The organism is Marinobacter psychrophilus (genome assembly GCF_001043175.1).
GTDB lineage: Bacteria > Pseudomonadota > Gammaproteobacteria > Pseudomonadales > Oleiphilaceae > Marinobacter > Marinobacter psychrophilus.
In genome coordinates, this window is the sequence record NZ_CP011494.1 from 507,305 (window position 1) to 525,501 (window position 18,197).

At 48.3% G+C, this 18,197-nt stretch carries 17 protein-coding genes; 14 read left to right on the forward strand and 3 right to left on the reverse strand.

All coding sequences use genetic code 11. From position 1 onward, the window contains the following. Positions 1 to 38: 38 nt before the first annotated feature. Both ABA45_RS02215 and ABA45_RS02220 read left to right on the forward strand, forming a co-directional pair. On the forward strand, positions 39 to 2,306 hold the full coding sequence (locus tag ABA45_RS02215; protein ID WP_157035518.1) for a site-specific integrase: 2,268 nt from the start codon (positions 39 to 41) through the stop codon (positions 2,304 to 2,306). Further along, complete coding sequence (locus ABA45_RS02220) at positions 2,303 to 5,686, forward strand: site-specific integrase (protein ID WP_048384122.1); 3,384 nt, start codon at positions 2,303 to 2,305, stop codon at positions 5,684 to 5,686. Before ABA45_RS02215 ends, ABA45_RS02220 begins: the two co-directional genes overlap by 4 nt. Positions 5,687 to 6,042: 356 nt before the next feature. Here the strand turns inward: ABA45_RS02220 and ABA45_RS02230 are convergent, their stop codons facing one another. Genes ABA45_RS02230 through ABA45_RS19655 form a run of 3 tightly spaced genes read right to left on the reverse strand, consistent with a single transcriptional unit; the run spans position 6,043 to position 7,763 of the window. Next, a complete protein-coding gene (locus ABA45_RS02230; protein WP_048384126.1) occupies positions 6,043 to 6,333 on the reverse strand; it encodes a hypothetical protein in 291 nt (96 codons plus the stop codon). Then, positions 6,323 to 7,534, reverse strand: coding sequence for an Arm DNA-binding domain-containing protein (locus tag ABA45_RS02235; RefSeq protein WP_048384127.1), 1,212 nt, complete (start codon positions 7,532 to 7,534; stop codon positions 6,323 to 6,325). The genes ABA45_RS02230 and ABA45_RS02235 overlap by 11 nt, the downstream gene beginning before the upstream one ends. Then, on the reverse strand, positions 7,527 to 7,763 hold the full coding sequence (locus tag ABA45_RS19655) for a hypothetical protein (RefSeq protein ID WP_048384129.1): 237 nt from the start codon (positions 7,761 to 7,763) through the stop codon (positions 7,527 to 7,529). The genes ABA45_RS02235 and ABA45_RS19655 overlap by 8 nt, the downstream gene beginning before the upstream one ends. A gap of 157 nt (positions 7,764 to 7,920) precedes the next feature. Between ABA45_RS19655 and ABA45_RS02245 the strand changes: the two genes are divergently transcribed. The 12 genes from ABA45_RS02245 to ABA45_RS02300 all read left to right on the forward strand — a co-directional run bounded on the left by ABA45_RS02245 (position 7,921) and on the right by ABA45_RS02300 (position 18,191). Next, on the forward strand, positions 7,921 to 8,163 hold the full coding sequence (locus ABA45_RS02245) for a helix-turn-helix domain-containing protein (protein ID WP_048384131.1): 243 nt from the start codon (positions 7,921 to 7,923) through the stop codon (positions 8,161 to 8,163). 41 nt (positions 8,164 to 8,204) lie between these two features. Then, positions 8,205 to 8,642 (forward strand): transposase, encoded by a 438-nt coding sequence (locus ABA45_RS02250; protein ID WP_227506106.1) that lies wholly within the window; start codon positions 8,205 to 8,207, stop codon positions 8,640 to 8,642. Between the two features lie 358 nt (positions 8,643 to 9,000). Then, positions 9,001 to 9,609: a hypothetical protein gene (locus ABA45_RS02255; RefSeq protein WP_157035519.1), complete on the forward strand. Its 609-nt coding sequence runs from the start codon at positions 9,001 to 9,003 to the stop codon at positions 9,607 to 9,609. Between the two features lie 720 nt (positions 9,610 to 10,329). After that, positions 10,330 to 10,638, forward strand: coding sequence for an Ada metal-binding domain-containing protein (locus tag ABA45_RS02265; RefSeq protein WP_048384137.1), 309 nt, complete (start codon positions 10,330 to 10,332; stop codon positions 10,636 to 10,638). 156 nt (positions 10,639 to 10,794) lie between these two features. Further along, the gene (locus ABA45_RS02270) at positions 10,795 to 12,366 is read left to right on the forward strand and encodes a transposase (RefSeq protein ID WP_048384139.1); all 1,572 of its coding nucleotides are present in this window, start codon (positions 10,795 to 10,797) and stop codon (positions 12,364 to 12,366) included. Positions 12,367 to 13,064: 698 nt separating this feature from the next. Next, the gene (locus ABA45_RS02275) at positions 13,065 to 13,634 is read left to right on the forward strand and encodes a hypothetical protein (RefSeq protein ID WP_048384141.1); all 570 of its coding nucleotides are present in this window, start codon (positions 13,065 to 13,067) and stop codon (positions 13,632 to 13,634) included. A 72-nt stretch (positions 13,635 to 13,706) separates the two neighbouring features. Then, the gene (locus tag ABA45_RS19660) at positions 13,707 to 14,120 is read left to right on the forward strand and encodes an excalibur calcium-binding domain-containing protein (RefSeq protein WP_084708261.1); all 414 of its coding nucleotides are present in this window, start codon (positions 13,707 to 13,709) and stop codon (positions 14,118 to 14,120) included. 150 nt (positions 14,121 to 14,270) lie between these two features. Beyond that, complete coding sequence (locus ABA45_RS02280) at positions 14,271 to 15,167, forward strand: hypothetical protein (RefSeq protein WP_048384143.1); 897 nt, start codon at positions 14,271 to 14,273, stop codon at positions 15,165 to 15,167. 99 nt (positions 15,168 to 15,266) lie between these two features. Next, on the forward strand, positions 15,267 to 16,091 hold the full coding sequence (locus ABA45_RS02285; RefSeq protein WP_048384145.1) for a hypothetical protein: 825 nt from the start codon (positions 15,267 to 15,269) through the stop codon (positions 16,089 to 16,091). A 28-nt stretch (positions 16,092 to 16,119) separates the two neighbouring features. Beyond that, complete coding sequence (locus tag ABA45_RS02290; protein ID WP_048384146.1) at positions 16,120 to 17,025, forward strand: AbiTii domain-containing protein; 906 nt, start codon at positions 16,120 to 16,122, stop codon at positions 17,023 to 17,025. 130 nt (positions 17,026 to 17,155) lie between these two features. Beyond that, the gene (locus ABA45_RS02295; protein WP_048384148.1) at positions 17,156 to 17,566 is read left to right on the forward strand and encodes a hypothetical protein; all 411 of its coding nucleotides are present in this window, start codon (positions 17,156 to 17,158) and stop codon (positions 17,564 to 17,566) included. Positions 17,567 to 17,657: 91 nt separating this feature from the next. Continuing rightward, positions 17,658 to 18,191, forward strand: a complete 534-nt coding sequence (locus ABA45_RS02300; protein ID WP_048384149.1) for a hypothetical protein — start codon at positions 17,658 to 17,660, stop codon at positions 18,189 to 18,191. Positions 18,192 to 18,197 lie beyond the last annotated feature (6 nt).

Here is an 18,197-nt window from a genome sequence, read left to right on the forward strand (position 1 = left end):
ATGAGATCCAGTCTATTTGCGGGCTGTTGGACGAGTTGTTGGCCGACCTTGAAGCGCTGTCGCCCGACCGTTTCCCCAAGGCCGCTATAGGCGGTGCGGTTCACTTGCTGAAAAACGCAGACGCAATTGACGAAATTTTAGTGCTTACAGAGGACGCCAGAGGCATCAGTGGCCTGAAAACTCAATATCCCCAGCATGCGGGTTTACTGGCGAGCAGCGAGAAGGAAACGCTTTCGGAGACACGGAAAAAACTGATTGTTTGGTTGGTTGTTTGCACCGACCACTGGGTGACGAGAATCGAATCGCGCGATGATAACGAGTCAAAAAAAGATGAGGAACAACATAAACTGGACGCGCGATTGAATGAGGCATGGCGTGCGATACGTAGGTTGAGCGATGAGGCCATGATTCACCTGGATGGAAACTTTGACAGTGTGGAAGCGCTGACTGATCGACTGGACGAGCTGATCCAAGGCTTCGATTCGAGAACGTCTGACGAGAGCTCACATCGGGGCTTCATTGGGTTAGAGCGATATTTTGCCTACTACGCAGAGCAGCGAAAAAGCCGCGCGATCAGCTGTCGAGAGTTAAAACAGCGCGAGTCACCAAAAATCTATGCCACGTACGTTGAATTTCAGAGTGATCCAGACACGGAGGTCGACGACCCTGCCATTAAAATGGTGCGTAACGAGCGCGAGCTCACAGAACAGAGAACAACAGAACATTATCTCGCTGGTAACAGTATTGATGAGCTCAACGACGGGCCGACATTCTGGCAAAGCGACAAGCCGGTTCTACCTCAGTTTGGTGACAGTGTTCAGAGCGCCGTCATCCGATCGAAAAGCCAGCAGGCTCAACGGCGCCGTGCGGCTCAGAAATTGCCGGGGCGCTGGGAAACACTGACAGAAAACGAGATCTCCCGCTGGCTGAACGAGGTTCGTGACCGGCTACTGGGTGAGCCGCATTTAGCCATCGCAATGCTCCTACTGTTGCTCTCTGGCCGTCCACTGACGTCAGTTATCGGGACTCGATTTGTAAACACCACAACACAACTACCCGGCAAGCTGCGGCCCAGTGATGTGTTTATAGACGTCAGTCAGCAAGCGATTGTGTCCGGCGTTATGCGGCCAGAAGAGCGGCGTAAACGGTCAAAAGAGTGGACGCCCGTTCTGCGTGAACACGATGGACTTTTAGGCCTGCCTATTCCGTGGTTGTTCTGGCATTGGATTACGACAGTGACGAATCCATTGCTGGATAATTGCAAAAAACGTTCTGTCAGTATTTTTCCGGCGAACACGCACGAAAAAATTTCAATCGGAATACATGACGTGCTGGTGAAGCTGCGCAAGGGCCGATCCACTCGAATCACGCAGCTTCGCGTGGAGAGTCATCTACAGTCAGCGGTGTTACAAAAAGGTGGCGACCGCGTTGAAGCCATTCTGATTGCGGGCCAAAAAATTTCCTCTTCCAGTTCCGCCGGACTCTATTATCACAGCGTTGAGAAAGGCGCGCTCGAGAGGCTGTATGCAGAGGTGACAGCCGAATGGGCGGATGAATTCCCTCCGGAGCCGGGCGCTAAATTTCAGGCGCAGGCATCCATGTTTAGTGACACCGTCGGCAGCGATCTGGTGTTGATATCCGAGTCGCATCGTTCTCTGGTCTCCGATTTGGCGCGCCAACTCGAAGCGGATCGTAAAAGTCTTATGTCACCGGATGGCTTGGTTCGATTCCATAACTCTTTTATGAATTACGCGCTTTTATTTCTAATGTACGGCACGGGGTATCGTTCGGTACGAGACCCCATCAGCCGCGAATCAGACATTGATTTCGACAACAAAACGTTAGTTATTGCCGATAAAACCAGTGACGGATTCGGCCATTCAAAAATAGTTCCGCTGGCCGGTGAACTCCTTAATCAGCTGATTTACGTGAAGGCCCATCTCGACTGGCTAAGCTCGCAACTCCAATGGTATGGGCTGCTTGAAAAAGAGCAAGCACCGTTTCTTTTTTACCTGTCGTTGGATCTTGAGCCGATACAAATCACACCAAAAACCATGACGGAGCAGTTTAAATGGGCGTACCCGATGCCACTGAATCTAAATCGACATTGGCTGCGAACGGAGTTGAAGAACCAGGGGGTTTCGGGTGCTTTTGTCGACCATTTCATGGGGCATTGGGACGGCGGCGGAGAGCCTTGGGGTAAATACTCCTGCGTGGACCCGAGAGAGTTTTGTGAGGTGGTGCGAGCTGCGCTGGACCAGCTCTTGAGGGCGCAAAAGTTTATTTCGATTAGGGGCGCTGTATGACGACCGAAGCGGAAGTTTGGATCGGTTGGACGACCAAGCGAGCGAAGGTTCCAAATCCCAAAGATGACCGAGTATTCGGGGATCAGCAACGGTCTATAAATCGAGCAACGAACCGTGCCCACGACGAAGACGTGGTTATCGAGCGCCTTAGAGAACATTATCCGGCACTGTATCGTGGCGACGAGGACGTATTCTTTTCAGATAACGAGATGGCGGGCCTGCTGGAGAGAGTTTTGGATGGCCGAGGAGGTCATTCATACAGAAACAGGCACAATTTTTTAATAAAAGGTCTGATGAAGGGCAACAGAACTCTTGGATGGCGCATGAAAGTTCCGGCGCCAATCACTGTAGCTTTGCCTGAGCAGTCGTTGTTCACGCCCGAATCGTACGCAGAGCTAGGCGGTGGGGACGCGTTGTACGAAGCATTCTGGGGGGACCTGCATACCCCAATACCGGGAGGTGCATTAAGTCCTCAGAGTCGAGACGCAGGGCAGTTGCTTTTTAGCTGCCTAATGGACTCGGCGTGCATATCACCTTTTTGGTTTAAAGCACTGCCGGCCTCGATTCGACGGGGATGCAGTGTTCATGGCGATTTGGTTTGGCTGGATCTGGAGCCTGAACCCTCAGAGGATTCCACGGATATTGATGGTCACCGCCGGTTTTTTCCGGCACCGATAACTCAACTTCTTTTGCAACGCTGGTCTGATCGTTGGCATCAGAAGGGAGGGGGTACCTCTTGGCCCCTAGAGGTAAAAAGTCAGGACAGTATCTCCGCGAAAACACTGTTACTGCAATACTCGGACATGCTGAGCAAGGCGATGGGTCTACGAAAGGTCAGTCATAGCCGACTGATCAGCGTTACCGAAACTCGCGCTGCACAGCAGATGCCCACTGTACTTGTGCATTATCTCCGCAGTCCAAAACTCGGTAAGTCCGTTTCGGAAATAAATTTTTTGAGACTGATTTCGGGAGAATACCCTAAAGAGACGTACAAGAGCGTTATGAGTGAATTGGGTGAAATGCCTGTCCATAAGAAGGGTTTTGAGCTCACCCCAACGGGTTCAAACGACGAATTCCCTGATCAGATGGCGCTGTTTCGTCGGCTAAAAATAATAATGAATGAGAAAAAACAGGGCACCAAAAAACCTGTTGAACAAAAGAAGACCCTTTCAGCCGTCCAAGCATTCTATGCAGAAAATGCGTTAACACCCATCTTGCAGTTGCTCATTATTTGGGCTTGCGCGTACCTGGAAACGGGAGGTGGCAGCGGAAAAGGGTTAGCGGCGACCGCCGTTCGATACCTCGATCGAATTGGTAAACCGCTCGTGGCGCAAGCCAGCGCGATCATGTATCCAGGCTCGATGGACAGCGATCAGTGGCAGGACGTTTATGATAATAGTTTGAGTTATGGTTCGGGAATGACCGGAGCCGATGCTGGACAACTTGCTCAATTTTTTCGATTCTTAACCGTCAATTACAGCGTGCCGGCTGTCGAGTTTGACCGCATTTTAGGCTCAAATAACGTCGATGCGAGCATCCTCACTCCCAGAGAATATGACGCGGTAAAAAAATTCCTTAGGCAGCGCCCAAAAGATGAGTTGTCTGATGTTTATGAGCTGGTTCTGATTCTGGGATACCGATGTGGTCTTCGCCGCAGTGAGGTGTGGAGCCGGGTAATAAAAGACTTTGATGGTTTTGACAATCCGCTCATCTCGAAAGTTGAATTGCTGGCTCGGCCAAATAAGTGGGCGAACATCAAATCCTGGTGTGGAACCCGTCGACTGCCGTTGTGGCTATTGTTGGATGACACAGAACTGGAGTTATTGAAGTCATTTTATCGTCGGCGCAGAGACAGGGTGGTTGGGAGTTCGGCTCATCACGCTGTTTTTGCCAACGACATGGCAACGGGAGAGCCTTTTGATGAGGGCGTCGTTTTCGACATTATTACTAAGACGATTCAATTTGTGACTGGAGATGACCGCTTCCGGTTTCATCACTTAAGGCACTCTTTTGTCAGTATTACATTCCTTCGCCTGATGGAATCTAAATTTCAGAAGCATTTGCCGAAGTCTTGGATTTATGACGCACAAGGGAAACCGCTTTTGCCACATAGCGAGGAATTTCTGGCTGAATTGGTGAGTGCGCCGCATAGCACGTGCCCGCTGTCAGTAGTCTCTATGTGGGCTGGTCACGCTTCTGTTCGAGAAACTCTGCGCTCATACAGTCACTTGTTGGATTGGATTGTGCGAAGCTATTCCTGGGACAGAAAAAACCCCGAACTCACCATTGCAAGCCAGTCGGCCCTTCTGGGCAAGAGTGTGAAAGCTGTAGAAAAATACCGTTACCGCAATCTTGAGGAAGGTGAACTCCATTTGCACGCTGCCGATGTGTGCAACCTGTTTGTTCAACAGTGGCGAAAAACCACACTTAAAAAATTGCCTTTTTTGATTGAGCGGCCCTCATGCGTTGTCGATACAGGCGCACTTCAAGAAGAAGTTTGGCACCCTAAAGAGCGCCTTTTAGCGGCCTATGAGCTGGCCTATTCTTCAGAAGAAATGATTCAAAACTTAGCTGGGGAGCGCCAGCCCAGGGGTTTGGAGGCGGCAGCTTCGAAATTGAATGTGCCCATTAAAGACGCTGTGCGCTGGATGAGTAATGCGAACATTTTGATGAGTATGCGCACATCTCGAAAAAGAGATCCTATCGCTGACCATATCTTTACTGGGCCTATACCGAAACGGACTCGGATGTCCGTCGAGACGATGGGCGTCAAACGATCTTTGGATCAGAAAGATCTATTAGCGGGATATCCAGAGTTACGAGCGTTTATAGCACCACCGAGAACACCAACTGGCCGAAAATACTCTGCGTTGTGGTATGCGACGCTATTGGCGTGGGAAAAAGAAAGTACCGAAGAAGCGCAGAACACAATGCGAATGGTTCTTGAACATAGTCAGCGAATTCGAGCGAGAATCAAAGTGCGGTCAATCGATAACCAAATAAAATACAAAAAACTTTTGGAAAGATTGGGTTTAAAGAAGCGGCTGAGGCTAATAGTTAACTGTTTACCTAGTGCTGACAAGAGCCGAATTCGGAAGTACTGGGCAGCTGTTTACGACCTGCCGTTGTCTGCTGTCTCGATCAGTACGGCAGAGGACGTTAACGCGAGGCTCGGTGTCGATGGCCGTTCACATCTATACATCGAAGAACTCGACTGCTTGGTCCAATACAGTAAAGAGGGAAAAAAGAACCACGATGCCTTTTGGTGGGCGTTCAGGTTTGCGCTAATGTCGGCGTTGACCGTCACTGGGAAGTTGCACACAAAATGCACGATGGGCGATAAGGATAGTCGCGTTTTGACCGAGTTTGACGAGTCGTAATCGGATCACGAGAGCGTGTGATGTCCTGGATCGTATCAAAGGCATGGCAAGCGGTGTAACGTTTCCGCCCGCCATGCGCCGGGGTCAGACTTTTTGGATTAATTGAACAAACAGACGCCATCTGTCAGGTCGAGTGATTCGAAGCGTTGCGCTGACCTTGTCGCCTGGCTTAGGAATCCCGTCAAAGGGCTCTCGGGACTGCGTTAGGTAGCCCAACGTGTGACGTCCACGGCAATACAAAAGCAGCTCTGTCACGCTCGTGTTCAGAGGCTTTACATAGACTTGTCGTACATTTAGAACGGTAAAGTCGTCCTGCCAGTAGGCCAAGCGAAGCCTTGAGTCTAGGCGATTTAGCATTACAGATATCTCCACTCAGCTTCTAGATCTTGAAGTTTGCGAATAAGAAGAGGGAGTGAGTCGCGCCCCACTTCAAGATAACTTTTTGCTAGCTCGCAGTAGACCCAGGTTCTCATGGCTTCAAGATTACTGCGTTCACTACCAAGACCTAGCAACGCAATCAGCTGTTTACCCTGTTGAGGAATGCCCATGGCCTGGCAAAGACTGCTGGCTAGATTTCGAAGAGTTCGACGCTCGGCTGGAATGAGTTGATGGGTTGGGTAGTCCGTGTAAATGGCATTAGGCTTCATTAGTGCTCACCTCCTCCAGCGCGGTAGTTGTGTTGGGTTCGAACTCTGTAATCAACAGACGCTCGAACGCACTGCCATCTTTGCGCGTCAGGTTCGGAACGTATCGACTGTAAACGCGAAACAGCATTTCGGTTGTGGTGTGGCCCATTTGACGAGCGATCCATTCAGGGTTCTCACCCGCCGCTAGCCAAAGCGTGGCTGCAGTATGGCGGGTCTGATACGGCCGACGTTTGCGAAAACCCAAATAGCTGAGCAAGGGATACCAGACTCGCTTCGTCACATTGCGGTGACTTAGAGAACTGCCGGTTCGGGTACAGAAAATGAAGTTTTTACCGCCGGTAGACTTCTGCTGATCCAGCATGGCATCAACAACCAACTGCGACATCTCGATCGTGCGGAATGAGCCGTCGTTTTTGGTGTACTCCAAGCGGCCTTCAACCAATGCTTGTCTAACCAGAATCTGTCGGCGTTTAAAATCCACATGCTCCCATTGAAGGCCGTCGACTTCTCCTGTTCTCAAACCTGTGAAAAATCTCACGGTGTAATAATTTCGAAAATCAGGCCGAACGGTGTTGATAACCTGCTTTACCTCGTCAATGCTGAATGGCTCAACATCCGTGCGGGGAACCCGTAGGGATTTAATCCCGTGGTAGGGTGAGATAAACTCAAATCGGTTGGCTGCTTCTCTAAGGATCATGCGCAAAGGCGTCATGATTTTGTTCACTCGACTGGCGGAAAGACTGTTATTGCTCCGGGTTGTAACTTTGGCGAGTGAGGCCCGGAATTCGAGAATGTCTTTCTTAGTGATGTGGCCAACCTCTTTTTTTCCGAAAAAGGGATTGAGGTAGTTTTTCAGTGTGCCTTCAACCGTCGAGACATGAGACTGACGCCACTGTATTTTCATTTCCCCCACCCAGTCCTGTGAGAACGCCTCGAAGACAGGCGTGTCGTGAGCATCCAGAGCCTTCTGGATCTGCGCCTGTTTTGTAAACTGCCGCGCCAATGGGCTGTTTGGGAAGTAAGTGTGATATTCAAACGATCCCAGCGTGATTTCTGCCTCAATGCGTTTGAGAATACTTTCCAATTTTTTTCGGTTGGAAACTGTATTTTCCAGAGCAGTCTGCTCCCGGCAACGCTTTCCTCGAAATTGGAAATCAATAAACAGTTTTTGCGTGGATTCACGCGCTCTAACGCTACCCATTCATTCGTCCTCCGTTGGCCATTGGAATCGCCAGTGTGTGGTGCCCTGAATGCAGGACCATATCCCGCTCAATTGGCTCCCAGAGATACAAAATTTTCCGACCACCAAACGGTCTTATGTAGTGAATTCCTTCGATGAGCACCGAATCCTTAAGGCGCTCACGGATTGTCCGGACGTCGTACCGGATCCTTTTAGATAGCTCTTCTGTTGTAATGTATTCTATATTCATCATATAAATCCTTTGATCGTCATTTGTAGCTTTCAAGCTACATAATAAGACGATAAAAGGTGTTGTCAAGCATCCTTTGTAGCTTATTTTCAGCATTAGCTGCGTAGAGGCATCTATTTTGGTAAAATCGCGTCTCTGCTAAGAGGCTAAAGGCACCATGATCAGATTCCGGTTAAAAGAATTAATTGCGGAGAAAGGGTTTCAGGAAAATCGGAGGGTTACGCTGGATGAGGTTGCCCAACACACTGGCGTTCACAGAACGACATTGTCCAAAATCGCCAACCAGCGTGGCTACAACACAACGACTGACATTCTTGACAAGCTATGCGGGTATTTTGGTGTGCAACTGGAGAATGTTGCGGAGTATGTTGAAGTAATTGAGAGCGATCCTGAGGAATGATGGGCCTTGCGTGATTTTCTAATGGCGTTACCAAATTCAATATGCCACTTCACTGCCTGAACCAGACCGAGAGCGTAGTGGATTATCTGGCTCGCTACACTCACCGAATCGCCATCAGTAATGGGCGTTTGTTGACGATGGAGGATGACCGGATCGCGTTCCGCTATAAGGACTATCGGGATCATTCCCGATTGAAGACCCAATGGCTGGATGGCCAGGAGTTCGTACGGCGATTCCTGATGCATATCCTGCCGAAGGGCTTCATGCGAATTCGTCATTTTGGCTACCTGAGCAACTGCACTCGACTCCGCAAACTGGCGGTTATCCGGCACTGTTTATCGCAGCCGCCCAAACCAGAGGAGACACCGGAGAGCCCGGTGTCTCAGCGATGCTGGCCGTGTCTTATCTGTGACAGCGGTGTGGTTCGCATGGTTCGCCAGGTTCCACGATTTAGACCAGCGGTGATCCTAACGGGGTAACCCATCTCCGCCTGGTTCGGTGCTTGGAAAACAGCCATTCAAAAGGAGCTGGGCGTTTCTGCGGGCGAACGCTGGAAAAAGGGGTATACGAGGGGTAATCTGAGGGTAGTCACAACAAGGAACCGCCTCGTGAAGGATCGAATGAGACCAAAACCCGCCGACATTGCTTCGTACCGGGCCCCAGATGTACCGCCAGGCTTCGCCTCCAAATTACTTTATCCTTAAGCATCGTTAGATAGCTGCGGAGTTGGCGGCTTAGTCCAACAGACATTTAAAGGTCATGCTGCGCACGACCATTAAATGCTTAGGTGTTATGCGTCAAGATTGGCGTAAAATCAACCAGTTCTGGAGTTTTTTGATGTCCAAAAAATTATTTGCTTTCGTGTGCCTGACTACTTCGATGCTGGCTCAGGCTGAGGGGTACACCACCAAAAGCATATTTAGCGCTGACTATAAATGCACTGCTCAAGAAACCGGTGGCTTCAACCACGCAGAAACCGGGCACAAGCTAGTTCTATTCAAGCCGGATGAGGAGTTTTTTTTGATTCACATATCTAATATTCCTCAAAAAGCTGTCTTTGAGATGAAAAGCAAAGAAATAGTCGCGTTATTAGGGAATGATGAGGACCGAGTGCGAGAGGAAGTAGAAAGAAGCTATATGAAGCAGGAAATTTACTCGGAAGATTTTGTATCTGAGAAATCTTCTTACTTCATAAGAGAGTCAGATGATAATCCGGAAAAAGTCTCGACATATTTGTCTAACCATTCCTGTTCAGCGGCAAAATTTAAAAAAGATTTTGACATTAACTGTTATGAGGGTGATGGCGGCAAAACATTTCAATTTAATTCAAAAACAGGCAGGTTCGCATACTCCTATGCTGGCAGTTGGCATAGCGAGTCAGAAAATAACTATTATGGTGACTCTTCCATATTCGTGTTCGGATCATGCAAAGAGTACTATCGATAGAAAGCAAATCTAAATATTGAAAAGGCGCCAGCTACAGTGCTCAGTAAAGATGTTTTATCGGTTTTGCGTGATAACATGTCCATAGATATAGAACACCTATTTTCTAAGATAAGTAGTGCAAGCATGTCTCCATACGCTTCTGCCTGTTTCAGTAGCCTAACCAGATTTTCTTCGTCCTTGAATAACAGAAAGTCAACAGAAAAGATTAACTCTATTGCCTCTGAGATGAGTAAATCGATTTCCAGCCCTGAATTTGAGGAGTTCATCGATTCGATGCGACATGCCTTCATATCTTTTAGTAGTGGAGGTATACACGACCTGTTTCTGTATCAAGAAAATCAGGCTTGGTATCCGAAAATTCGGTTGAATAAACCAATTTTTCCTAACGATATAAATGCCTTGAGTAGCGTCGTACTATTGTATCGTGGCTGTAATAGATCGGAGTACAGCAGTAGAACGTATGGTCAATCATGGAGCACGTCGGAAGGAGTAGCGTATGATTTCGCTTTCATACATTACAGCTCTCAAGCTGGGTTTAATAGGGCGTCAAGGTGTATATTGATGGCGAAAGTTTATAGAGATTATGTGTACTATTCAGACCAACGTAAGCACGAGCGTGAGGTGGCGGTTGACACGGAGAAACTAAGAGATGTCGAGGTCCACGCATAACAAGCGCGTCAATTAGGACGCTCGCAAGCTCGCGCCTATTACGCGAGCGTTATGGGTAAGGGAGTATCTGTGAAAACGTATAAGTTGTTAGCAGCAGACGGAACTATAGTCGTCAGCAAAACGCCTGGCACTCTGGGCGGCAACTCCAAAGCGAAAATCTATGGCCGCTTGGATTGCGCCGCAGCCAATGGAGCGCTTTCGAAAGGCTATGCAGAACATCGTGTCTTCTTTGCGGGCGAGCAGAATGCCATTCACACTGGATATAGACCCTGCGGAAGGTGCATGAGCTCACAGTATAAAGATTGGAAATCTGGCCCAGAAGGTAAGGAGAGCTATCCGTGGAAACAGCTGCCAAAGTAAAAACTATAACAAGTCGCTTAAGTTTGTTCCCGGCCCGTCGGCCGTCCACCGGACGTCCCTTTCGGGCCGCCGCTTAGCTTCGCGTTGAGGCTGTAGAAAAACCCCAAATCAGACTGATTTTGGTAGCATTGAGCAAACAGACAAGGAGCCGTCGGAATGCCTCGTTTCAAGCACTACAACTACGATCAAGATTCGATGGTGGTCATCAACTACCAGGAACAGCTCCAGCCCGGTACCTTTGAACACGCCGTTCATTACCTGATTGAGCACAAGCTGGATCTGTCGATTTTCCATCCCAAATACCGCAACGACGACACTGGTCGCCTGGCCTACGATCCGGCCATTCTGTTGAAAATAATTCTGTTTGCTTACTCCAAGGGCATCACTTCCAGCCGCGAGATCCAGTGGTGCTGCGAGACCAACATCATTTTCAAAGCGCTGTCCTGCGATACCGTCCCGCATTTCACCACCCTGGCCAAGTTCGTTAGCCAGCACGCTGGTGAAATTGAAGAACTGTTTGAACAAATACTGCTGGTGTGCCATGAACAGGGCCTTCTGGGTAACGAGCTGTTTGCTATCGACGGCTGCAAAATGTCGTCAGACGCCGCGAAGGAATGGTCTGGAACCTTTAAGGAACTTAGCGAAAAACGAGACAAGCTAAAACGGCTGATTCGCCATCATCTGCATGAGCATCACGAGCGAGACGAGGCGGAGACGGAAGCCGAACTGGATAGAGATATTCGCCGCGTCAAAACCGTGCTCGCTCTGGATGAGTCCATGAAGAAAGTGGACCGCTTCCTAAAGACGAACAGCCCAAGAATGGGCCAGGGTAAACGACTCAAGGAAGTGAAGAGCAACATCACCGATAACGAAAGCGGCAAGATGACCACCAGCAAAGGCACGATTCAAGGCTATAACGGCGTGGCTACGGTGGACAAAAAACACCAGATTATCATCGATGCTCAAGCCTTCGGTGAAGGCCAGGAACACCATACTTTAAAGCCGGTGTTGGAGACGGTTCAGCGTCGTTATAAAAAGCTGGGTATTGCTGACAACATCTATCAAACCGGCGCGATCTTGACCGCCGATACCGGCTTCGCCAATGAAGCCAATATGCAGTACCTGCATGAGCAACAGATCAACGGCTACATCCCGGACAACCGCTTCCGCAGTCGTGATCCCAAGTTCGCCGAGCAGAAAGGCAAGTATGGAAAACGCCACCAGAGCCAACCAAAGTCTGGGTGGAAGCAGGTGATTCTAGCCAGTGAATTCCAGTTCGATCCGGTTACGATGACGTGCATCTGTCCCGTCGGAGAATCCCTGCGCCACGAAAGCACCCGAACCGACCAAAACGGCGTACTCAGAGCCCACTTCCAAGGCCGGTTATTGCAGTGTCGCCACTGTCCAAAAAAACACCAATGCATGCAAAACCCCAGCTCAGCAGATCATCGTAAAGGCAAAGGAAGACAGGTCTCTTACACCCTGGAGCTCAGGCGAGGCCCAACGTATACCGACTGGATGAAACACCGAGTCGATAGCCAGCAAGGCAAAGCGATTTACGGTCATCGCATGTCTGTGGTGGAGCCCGTGTTCGGCAACATTAGCAGCAACAAACGTCTGAATCGCTTCAGCTTGCGGAGCAAAAAGAAGGTGCAGGGCCAGTGGCAGTTGTATTGCCTGGTGCACAACATTGAGAAACTGGCGAATTACGGACAGTTAGCGGCATGATGCAAGCCCATGAGGCCACAAGAAATAGCCCTGAAGCGGCTGACAAGGCGGTGCTAGGCGTTGATTGATGCTAATTGAGCCGGTATTGCCGAAGAATAAACGAGCTTGCACGAGTTAGTGGCGGGCAATGACAAAACAACAAAGCGGCTGTGGATTGGGCTCTGTGAAGGGTTTTTCTACAGGCTCGTTATGAGTAGAAAGTATGAGTAAGCGCAAAACACCGAGTAGCAGTTTCGTGTTGCGGGAAGAGAATGGGGTCGTTGAGGCGTCGCTGAACGACGAAAACGATCTATTTCTCAAGCATACGATCCACGATATGCCTCACCCTAGAGTAATTGCACCGAGGCGCTCTAAAGCCCAGATTGAAGAAGATTCAAGGTTTTAGCTGCTTGTAGTCCTGATTCCCATGAAGCCTTTTTGAGAAAGAATATCGCGGGAATGAATCAGGAAATTAACAAACAAATTCAAGAAATTAGGAAGTCGCTTAAACGCATGCAGAGCTATGCTCACTATGTCGTTAGAGCAGAGGAAATTCTGCGTGAGCTTGAGCAAACACATAACAAGTAGTTTCAGTTCGTTGCGGGCCTGAAGCCCTCCACCGGACAGCCTTGTCGCCGCTTCGCTCTGCCAAGGCTACCGCTGAACAACGGCGTTATGCGTGGCACTAGTAAATTTTGGGTATCTTGAAGGAAGAGTTCGTGGATTATAAAAAAAGGTTCATTGCTGCACATAAAAAGTCGTCTGAGTTAGGCCTTAATCCTGAGCCCCAAGCCTTACCGTTCGCGAAAGAGTATTCGAAACAAAGGGTTCAGAAAATCCTTCAAGCTTGCGCTGACTATTTATATTCCTGTGAGCTAGAAACATCTTCTGACTTAGCAACGAATTGCATTCCTATTCATATGCAGCTCCAGGCCTTTCTTAGGGAGCACCTTTCTGTCCGCAGCAGTATCACGATCGGTGACAAATTTTGGAAGGATTATGTGTACTGCCACATGTCTTACCAAGATATACTGGAAGAGCTTCAACATCCCATGGCTGATGCGGCACTAAAGGCTCATGTTTGGCTGACGTTGGGAGATGGGAGCGTCCTTGACTGTACAGGTGAAGCCCACATGGACTTGCTCTTCAATCGAAGTGAACACCCTACACATGAATGCTTTGCATTTGTTCGCCCCAGTCAAACAATTCCGGATGGTTACTACCGGCCATATTTAGTAGGTAGTGATTTCTTAGAACGAACAGGGGCGTTTGCCATTGTATCAGCATAACAATGCCATGCACGCGACGAGCGCGTGATGGCTGGCGTTAGGATCAACTAAAAAGGGAAAGACACGTCGACGATGAATAAAATTATTATACTTGCCGTAGTTTTGGCTGTTGGATGGTACGGAAACTTTCTATACAAACAAAATGATTTACCGTTCATACAAAATTCGGCGACCTACTTTGGATCTGGCGAACAAGTAAAGTGCATTACTAAAGATGGTAAAGTTTTATATGGGAGCGTACCACAAGGAACTATATGTGAAAGGCGAGAGCCAGTTGAAGGTTCATTGACAATAGTTTCTAGTGAATCCTTTAGCTCCAATAAAGACAATATCCATAGCGGTTCAAGTTTTAAATGTGATGGCAGGCAACACTGTAGTCAAATGAACTCCAGAGCTGAAGCTGTATATTTCGTCAAAAACTGTTCAAATACCAAAATGGATGGGGATCACGATGGAGTCCCATGTGAAAATGATTCCCGATTTTAGTCTGACTACATAAGGTCGTGGTGTATTTTAATCCTAACACGGCGGTCCAGCGGACCAAGTGCCGCTCAGCGGTTTTTGTAAAATTTCAAGTTTTGGTGCAGCGGCACTTCTCCGCTTACCTTGGCGTTAGGGCGTGGGTATGATGACCCGATGATTGTATATCTTGATCAAAACAAGTGGATTGAGCTTGCACGAGCCATTAACGGTGTGGATAACTCGGATGAAGCCGAGCTGCTGAGGAGAAATATGCCAGCAGCTATCAGGGCCGGCTGCATTTTTCCACTGTCAGCCATTCACATCATCGAGTTTTCTAGGATAAAAAAAGACCAGCGTCGGTCTCGTCTTGGGCAGGTCATGTGGAATTTTTCGCGAGGCATAACCACTTCTCCTCTACACGCTATTATCTTTCGAGAGTTAGAGGTGGCCTTTTCCAATGCGGGCTACGAGGTCAGCTCGAAACCATTTGAATATCTTGGTCGCGGTATACCATATGCCTTTGGTGAGGTGTTGGAAGGAACGATTTCCAAGATGTACCCAGATGAGATCGATAGGGCAATGTTGTGTGGGTTTGCCGATATACCGCCGATTCAGGGAGGCACAAAAACGTACCGAGAGAACTTTGTGAGCCACCTGAGCTCTCTTCACGAGCGGAAGCAAGATCTGGACAAGTCAAAATGGTCGAATTGGCTCTATGCAATTTCCATGGTTGATATCCTCGACCCATTACACAAGGTCATGACTGAAAATCGCATTCCAAGTGGAGATTTCGAGACTTGGGGGCCTGAGCGACTTAGCGGTTTTCTGGATAGCATGCCTACCCGGGCCGTAGATATTCATTTGCATCGCCAGGTTTTAAAGAACCCAGAATACAGGCCAAAACTGAGTGATTTGGAGGATTGGGCTGGCCTCAGTCCGGCAGCCTGTTATGCAGATGTAGTAATCTGTGAAAAACACTTTGCTGATTTGCTCAAGCGGGACGGATTCAAAACAAAAGCAAGAATAGAGACCAGTTTATGCTCCTTTGTTCAGGAGGTAGGTCAGCCCTAACCAGGCCAGTCACGGCGACGCCTACTACATTGCGGCTTCGCCTCCATTCCGTAGCCGCGCATGCTGGCTGGCGTTATTTGGTACTCATGGTGAGTAATTATGGAAGTTGATATCCATTTCTACTGCCCTTGCGGCGCAGTCATCGAAAAAACGCTACCCGTACCGCCTCAAGATCCAATGGCGGAGCAGCACAGCGATAGTGGGACAGAGTATTTTGATTCCGCAATCTGCGATGGGTGTGGCAAGAATTTTGACGTAGAAGTCACGGACACCTATTTCGAAGTCGATGTGATTGTCGCCGAAGCTGTTGATCTCTCATTTGATGTGCGAGACCTACCTGAAGAAGATGATGTCTCCTGGATTATTCAATCTACCCAGCAATTTGAGGAGTTCACTGAGGTCATTCAGGGCGTGGTGGCGTTGGTAGAAACGTCTGTACCAACGCACGCGGATCGGACATTGAGAAATATGCTCTATGTTCAAACAGTAACCACTGTAGAAGCATATTTATCCGGCGCTTTCATCCACGCCGTTCTTAACTCCGAAGAGTTGATTCAAAAGCTAGTTGAGTCTGACCCAGAGCTGGCCAAGCAGAAATTCTCACTGAAAGAGATTTTCACACAATGGGAAGGCCTCCGAATAACAGTTGGCAAATACCTGAAGGCTTTGATTTTTCATGATTTGCGTAAAATTAAGCCAATGTTTAAAGATGTGCTGGGCATCGAATTCCCGGATATTCCTTGGTTATTCCAGGCGGTCCTAATAAGGCATGACTGCGTTCACCGGAATGGTTTGGACAAAGATGGCAACCGACACGAAATCACGAAGTCACAGGTCATGGAGTTGGCCCGCAGCTCAGCTGACTTTGTAAGTCAGATTGATCAAGAGCTCAGATGCCTGGTTTACGAAAATACGTCCAAATAATTACTGTTAGCAAAAAAAGGAGATGGTCATGACCTTGCTAATCGACATACAGAACGCAGCAGTTGATGCAAGCGAAGATCTTGGCACTCTGTTGCGGAAGTGCAAGGTACTGGCAGCAAGGTTGGATAACCAGCCTTTAGAAAACTGGCTTATCTGGGAGTCCAATGGCTACCTAGAAGATGTTGCAGTGCCCGACTACAGGAAGTGGCCATTAGAGGTTAAGGGACACTTTTCGGGCTACGCTGGCTCAGGATTGCGGGATGCTCCAATCCCATCGGTCTGCCTACCTAAGCATGTCAGAGACAGCTATAAAAACTACAGTTGCAGGTTAAGTATATCCAGTATCGAGACCGCGCTCAGAGAAAGCGACGGTCGTCCTCTTCGGGTACCCACTGGGGATCTTGCTGTTGCGCTGGGCACCAAAGTGTACGAGGGGAATAGTTGTTTACAAGCATGGGCCGAGTTCAGTCCAAATAACTTGCATGAACTTGTAAACGCAGTGAGAAACAAAGTTTTGGACTTTTCGCTTGCTCTCTGGAAACGATTTCCAGAACTGGGAGAAATTGACGCCAAGACGTCTGAAACTGAGGCGAAAGCCATCAATCAGATCTTTAATACTACTGTTTATGGTGGCTCAGCTAATTTGGTCGGAAATGCGACCAACTCAACTTATAATCTAAATTTTTCCGCGGGTGACTTTGCCGGTCTGCGACAGTTTTTAGCCGAGCATGGGGTTGCTATAGACGAGATTCAACTTCTTGAGAAAGCAATAGCCCAAGAAGAAGAGCCGATTACCGATAAAGGTTTCGGACCTCACATCTCAGACTGGATTTCTCGAATGGTTGCAAAGGCTGCCTCCGGTGGTTGGAACATAAGTGTCGGTGCTGCTGGAAGCTTACTTGCTCAAGCATTGGGTAGGTTCTTTGGGCTTTAGTGGCGGCCAGTGCTAACCAGTCATTCCAGTTTGTTCTGGCTCTGACGGGCCTACACCGGACGGCTTTTTCTGCGCTTCGCTACGTAAAGGTCGCCGCTGAATATTGGCGTTATATTTTTTGGAGTAGTGCATGAGCGAAAGTGTAATCGCCGCCTTGGTAGGGGCCATCGTAGGCGGGTTTATCGTATATTTTTCTGCGCTATGTGTATATCGGCGTTCCGCTCTCAGCCAAGCTGCGGCTAGATTTCGTTCCCAGTTTGTTGAAGAAATTATGTTGCTTGAGAAAGGTTCCCTGGATGTCACGCGCGTGCTGACTAACGAGGCATACACGAAACACCTGAAAGCAAAAATAGAATTTGAGCCTTATTTGCGTGCGGGGGAGCTGAAATACTTTACCGAGGCATGGAATCGTTATTTCCAGTACCGGGGATTCTTTATCGGTCAGAAGGTAGCTCCGGGCAGTATGAATGTAAGGAAGGATGAAATTCCAAAAGCAGTGGAGATTCTTCAGGATCTTTTTTTCTATACTCAGCAAAAATGATATAACAATTGGCGGCAGTACGCGGCCGATGGCCGCCGCTGTGCTCTGCGCCATTTTTTTAGGGAATATATAGTTTGCTAAAGGACCTTCGATGAAAGTTACTTTAAAGAATTTCCTTGTGTTTTTGCTAATCTGGTGCGGTTTTAGTATTTATCAAATGGATAATCAGCTAAGGGTAACAGTTTATTACTCTCACCTAGTATCAAACTCTTCAGCTTTCAAAGCTGAGGTGACTGACGGAGAACATTCTCGTGTTACTCGCAGGAAAACAGGTTCTACAGACACCTATGAAGTCGAGTATCAGTTCATAGATAATTCTGGCGTATTGCGCTCTGGCCACTCATTCGTACCTAAAGAAGAATATAAACGGTTAGAAGGCTTGCCTAGCTCTGAAAGAAAATTGTCAGTTCTGCAATATAATTTCATTCCCTCAAAACACTACTTTAAAGATGATTGGCTATTTAGGGCTCAGAAAAATGAAATAGAGATCGAAATTGCTACTGCAATATTCTCAGGCTTACTCGCTGGTGCATTTACATTTTTCATTCTGATGAAGCTATGGTCACTTATTAGGCCGTGCTTTTTTAAAATAAAACATAACAAGTGGCACCAACGGACTCCGTAATATTGG